The following is a 5,471-nucleotide window of genomic DNA, read 5'->3' as shown; positions in this document are numbered from 1 at the left end:
TTCAAACTTGCATCGTGTTCACCTATTCCGGTGGCATGGTGCGCGAAATGTGCCGGTCTTCGGATCGTGCAATTCAACATTTACGGAGAGTTTGATCCTGGCTCAGGACGAACGCTGGCGGCGTGCTTAACACATGCAAGTCGAACGATGAAGCCCAGCTTGCTGGGTGGATTAGTGGCGAACGGGTGAGTAACACGTGAGTAACCTGCCCTTGACTCTGGGATAAGCGTTGGAAACGACGTCTAATACCGGATACGAGCTTCCACCGCATGGTGAGTTGCTGGAAAGAATTTTGGTCAAGGATGGACTCGCGGCCTATCAGCTTGTTGGTGAGGTAACGGCTCACCAAGGCGACGACGGGTAGCCGGCCTGAGAGGGTGACCGGCCACACTGGGACTGAGACACGGCCCAGACTCCTACGGGAGGCAGCAGTGGGGAATATTGCACAATGGGCGAAAGCCTGATGCAGCAACGCCGCGTGAGGGACGACGGCCTTCGGGTTGTAAACCTCTTTTAGCAGGGAAGAAGCGAAAGTGACGGTACCTGCAGAAAAAGCACCGGCTAACTACGTGCCAGCAGCCGCGGTAATACGTAGGGTGCAAGCGTTGTCCGGAATTATTGGGCGTAAAGAGCTCGTAGGCGGTTTGTCGCGTCTGCTGTGAAATCCCGAGGCTCAACCTCGGGTCTGCAGTGGGTACGGGCAGACTAGAGTGCGGTAGGGGAGATTGGAATTCCTGGTGTAGCGGTGGAATGCGCAGATATCAGGAGGAACACCGATGGCGAAGGCAGATCTCTGGGCCGCTACTGACGCTGAGGAGCGAAAGGGTGGGGAGCAAACAGGCTTAGATACCCTGGTAGTCCACCCCGTAAACGTTGGGCGCTAGATGTGGGGACCATTCCACGGTTTCCGTGTCGTAGCTAACGCATTAAGCGCCCCGCCTGGGGAGTACGGCCGCAAGGCTAAAACTCAAAGGAATTGACGGGGGCCCGCACAAGCGGCGGAGCATGCGGATTAATTCGATGCAACGCGAAGAACCTTACCAAGGCTTGACATATACGAGAACGGGCCAGAAATGGTCAACTCTTTGGACACTCGTAAACAGGTGGTGCATGGTTGTCGTCAGCTCGTGTCGTGAGATGTTGGGTTAAGTCCCGCAACGAGCGCAACCCTCGTTCTATGTTGCCAGCACGTCATGGTGGGAACTCATGGGATACTGCCGGGGTCAACTCGGAGGAAGGTGGGGACGACGTCAAATCATCATGCCCCTTATGTCTTGGGCTTCACGCATGCTACAATGGCCAGTACAAAGGGCTGCAATACCGTAAGGTGGAGCGAATCCCAAAAAGCTGGTCCCAGTTCGGATTGAGGTCTGCAACTCGACCTCATGAAGTCGGAGTCGCTAGTAATCGCAGATCAGCAACGCTGCGGTGAATACGTTCCCGGGCCTTGTACACACCGCCCGTCAAGTCATGAAAGTCGGTAACACCCGAAGCCAGTGGCCTAACCGCAAGGATGGAGCTGTCTAAGGTGGGATCGGTAATTAGGACTAAGTCGTAACAAGGTAGCCGTACCGGAAGGTGCGGCTGGATCACCTCCTTTCTAAGGAGCATGTGCAACGCTCGTCTGTATACAGCGAGGTTTACGTTGCCAAGTCACACTGAGACGAATGTTCTCGGGTGGCGCTCATGGGTGGAACATTGACATTGATGTAGACGTGAGAGTCTGCCAGCAAGTACGTCTTCTTCGGGAGATTGGAACGGTGGCCGGCTGGAGGGTTTGCATATGCACGCTGTTGGGTCCTGAGGGACCGGATCTTCTCCGCTTCGGTGGAGGAAGGACGAACCTCAGGGCCTCTTTTGCTTGACATGAATGGTCAAGGAGAGAGGTACCGCCCGTACTTTGAGAACTACACAGTGGACGCGAGCATCTTAGATTCATGACCTTTCGGGGTTGTGGATCACAAAGATCAAACACCCTCTTCGGAGGGTGGTAGATCATTGGTCAATCTGCATCAGGTAACTGGTGTCGATCGATTCAAACTCATGTGATTTCAAATTTCTAAGAGCAAACGGTGGATGCCTTGGCATCTGGAGCCGAAGAAGGACGTAGTAATCTGCGATAAGCCTCGGGGAGCTGATAAACGAGCTGTGATCCGAGGATTTCCGAATGGGGAAACCCCGCCAGGCCCCTTGTGGTGATCTGGTGACTCCCGCCTGAATATATAGGGCGGGTAGAGGGAACGGGGGGAAGTGAAACATCTCAGTACCCCCAGGAAGAGAAAACAACAGTGATTCCGTCAGTAGTGGCGAGCGAAATCGGAAGAGGCTAAACCGGGCATGTGTGATAGCTATCAGGCGTTGCATGTCCGGGGTTGTGGGACTTCTCACTCCGAACTGATATTCGGGGAGCATTAGAACGTGGTATAGACGAATGGGATTGAAAGCCCAGCCAGAGACGGTGCCAGCCCGGTAGTCGAAATGCTGCAATCGTGCGAGGAGTATCCCAAGTAGCACGGGGCCCGAGAAATCCCGTGTGAATCTGTCAGGACCACCTGATAAGCCTAAATACTCCCAGATGACCGATAGCGGACAAGTACCGTGAGGGAAAGGTGAAAAGTACCCCGGGAGGGGAGTGAAATAGTACCTGAAACCGTTTGCTTACAAACCGTTGGAGCACCCTTGTTGGTGTGACAGCGTGCCTTTTGAAGAATGAGCCTGCGAGTTAGCGATATGTGGCGAGGTTAACCCGTGTGGGGTAGCCGTAGCGAAAGCGAGTCTGAATAGGGCGATTCAGTCGCATGTCCTAGACCCGAAGCGAAGTGATCTATCCATGGCCAGGTTGAAGCGACGGTAAGACGTCGTGGAGGACCGAACCCACTTAGGTTGAAAACTGAGGGGATGAGCTGTGGATAGGGGTGAAAGGCCAATCAAACTTCGTGATAGCTGGTTCTCTCCGAAATGCATTTAGGTGCAGCGTTGCGTGTTTCTTGCCGGAGGTAGAGCTACTGGATGGCCGATGGGGCCCAAAAGCTTACTGACGTCAGCCAAACTCCGAATGCCGGTAAGTGAGAGCGCAGCAGTGAGACGGTGGGGGATAAGCTTCATCGTCGAGAGGGAAACAACCCAGACCACCAACTAAGGTCCCAAAGCGCGTGCTAAGTGGGAAAGGATGTGGAGTTGCACAGACAACCAGGAGGTTGGCTTAGAAGCAGCCACCCTTGAAAGAGTGCGTAATAGCTCACTGGTCAAGTGATTCCGCGCCGACAATGTAACGGGGCTCAAGCACGCCACCGAAGTTGTGGCATTGATATTTTTGGTAGGCCTTCGTGGTCCAGCCGTATTGATGGGTAGGAGAGCGTCGTGTGGCGAGTGAAGCGGCGGTGTAAACCAGCCGTGGACGCTACACGAGTGAGAATGCAGGCATGAGTAGCGAAAGACATGTGAGAAACATGTCCTCCGAAAGACCAAGGGTTCCAGGGTCAAGCTAATCTTCCCTGGGTAAGTCGGGACCTAAGGCGAGGCCGACAGGCGTAGTCGATGGACAACGGGTTGATATTCCCGTACCCGCGAAGAACCGCCCAAGACAATCCAGTGGTGCTAAGAGTCCTAACCCGGACGACTGATTCCCTTCGGGGATGATGGGTCCGGTCTAACGCTCGACCCCATGCTGGTGCGTTTAGCGTATTAACAGGTGTGACGCAGGAAGGTAGCCTATGCCGGGCGATGGTTGTCCCGGTGTAAGTGCGTAGGCTGAGAGATAGGCAAATCCGTCTCTCGTGAAGGCTGAGACACGATACGGACCCGTAAGGGATAGTAGGTGATCCTATGCTGCCAAGAAAAGCATCGACGCGAGGTTCTAGTGGCCCGTACCCCAAACCGACTCAGGTGGTCAGGTAGAGAATACTAAGGAGATCGAGAGAATCGTGGTTAAGGAACTCGGCAAAATGCCCCCGTAACTTCGGGAGAAGGGGGGCCTGAGGCGTATTAGGACTTGCTCCGAAAGCGTTTGAAGGCCGCAGAGACCAGTGGGAAGCGACTGTTTACTAAAAACACAGGTCCGTGCCAAGTCGCAAGACGATGTATACGGACTGACGCCTGCCCGGTGCTGGAAGGTTAAGAGGAACGGTTAGCCGCAAGGCGAAGCTGAGAATTTAAGCCCCAGTAAACGGCGGTGGTAACTATAACCATCCTAAGGTAGCGAAATTCCTTGTCGGGTAAGTTCCGACCTGCACGAATGGCGTAACGACTTCCCAGCTGTCTCAACCGCGAACTCGGCGAAATTGCATTACGAGTAAAGATGCTCGTTACGCGCAGCAGGACGGAAAGACCCCGTGACCTTTACTACAGCTTGGTATTGGTGTTCGGTGTGGCTTGTGTAGGATAGGTGGGAGACGTTGAAGCTTGGACGCTAGTTCAGGTGGAGTCATTGTTGAAATACCACTCTGGTCACTCTGGATATCTAACTTCGAACCGTAATCCGGTTCAGGGACAGTGCCTGGTGGGTAGTTTAACTGGGGCGGTTGCCTCCCAAAAAGTAACGGAGGCGCCCAAAGGTTCCCTCAACCTGGTTGGCAATCAGGTGTCGAGTGTAAGTGCACAAGGGAGCTTGACTGTGAGACTGACAAGTCGAGCAGGGACGAAAGTCGGGACTAGTGATCCGGCAGTGGCTTGTGGAAGCGCTGTCGCTCAACGGATAAAAGGTACCTCGGGGATAACAGGCTGATCTTGCCCAAGAGTCCATATCGACGGCATGGTTTGGCACCTCGATGTCGGCTCGTCGCATCCTGGGGCTGGAGTAGGTCCCAAGGGTTGGGCTGTTCGCCCATTAAAGCGGTACGCGAGCTGGGTTTAGAACGTCGTGAGACAGTTCGGTCCCTATCCGCTGCGCGCGCAGGAAATTTGAAAGGATCTGACCCTAGTACGAGAGGACCGGGTTGGACGAACCTCTGGTGTGTCAGTTGTTCCGCCAGGAGCACCGCTGATTAGCTACGTTCGGGATGGATAACCGCTGAAAGCATCTAAGCGGGAAGCCGGCCTTAAGATGAGATTTCCATGCCTTCGGGCGAGAGGCTCCCAGCCAGACTACTGGGTTGATAGGCCGGATGTGGAAGAGAGGACGAAAGACTCTCGGAGCTGACCGGTACTAATAAGCCGATAATTTGATAACACTTTCTTTGTTTGAATACGAAGATGCTACGCGTCCACTGAGTGGTTCTCGATGTACGGTCGAGAACCCGCAGACAACACCACTGTGTTCGCACAGCGTGTTGGTTTGCTTGTTCACTTTGATACATCAATAGTGTTTCGGCGGCCATAGCGAGAGGGAAACGCCCGGTCACATTCCGAACCCGGAAGCTAAGACTCTTTGCGCCGATGGTACTGCAGGGGGGACCCTGTGGGAGAGTAGGACACCGCCGGACTTCTTCGTTGAAATGGCCACCCAAGGTTCTTGGGTGGCCATTTTGCGTTAA

Annotated in this window: 3 rRNA genes; all 3 read left to right on the top strand. The window is 54.2% G+C overall.

Annotated features, from left to right (window positions below):
* Window positions 1–79: 79 nt before the first annotated feature.
* The 3 genes from A4X17_RS14515 to rrf all read left to right on the top strand — a co-directional run bounded on the left by A4X17_RS14515 (window position 80) and on the right by rrf (window position 5,420).
* Window positions 80–1,600: ribosomal RNA gene (locus A4X17_RS14515) — 16S ribosomal RNA — on the top strand.
* 449 nt (window positions 1,601–2,049) lie between these two features.
* A 23S ribosomal RNA gene (locus A4X17_RS14510) occupies window positions 2,050–5,167 on the top strand.
* A 136-nt stretch (window positions 5,168–5,303) separates the two neighbouring features.
* Window positions 5,304–5,420: ribosomal RNA gene (rrf, locus tag A4X17_RS14505) — 5S ribosomal RNA — on the top strand.
* The 16S, 23S and 5S rRNA genes sit together here, the layout of an rRNA operon.
* The last annotated feature ends 51 nt before the right edge of the window (window positions 5,421–5,471 follow it).

This window comes from Plantibacter sp. H53, assembly GCF_001650455.1.
GTDB lineage: Bacteria > Actinomycetota > Actinomycetes > Actinomycetales > Microbacteriaceae > Plantibacter > Plantibacter flavus_A.
Note: the sequence above shows the minus strand (reverse complement) of the source record. Positions and strands in the feature narration are given on the sequence as shown.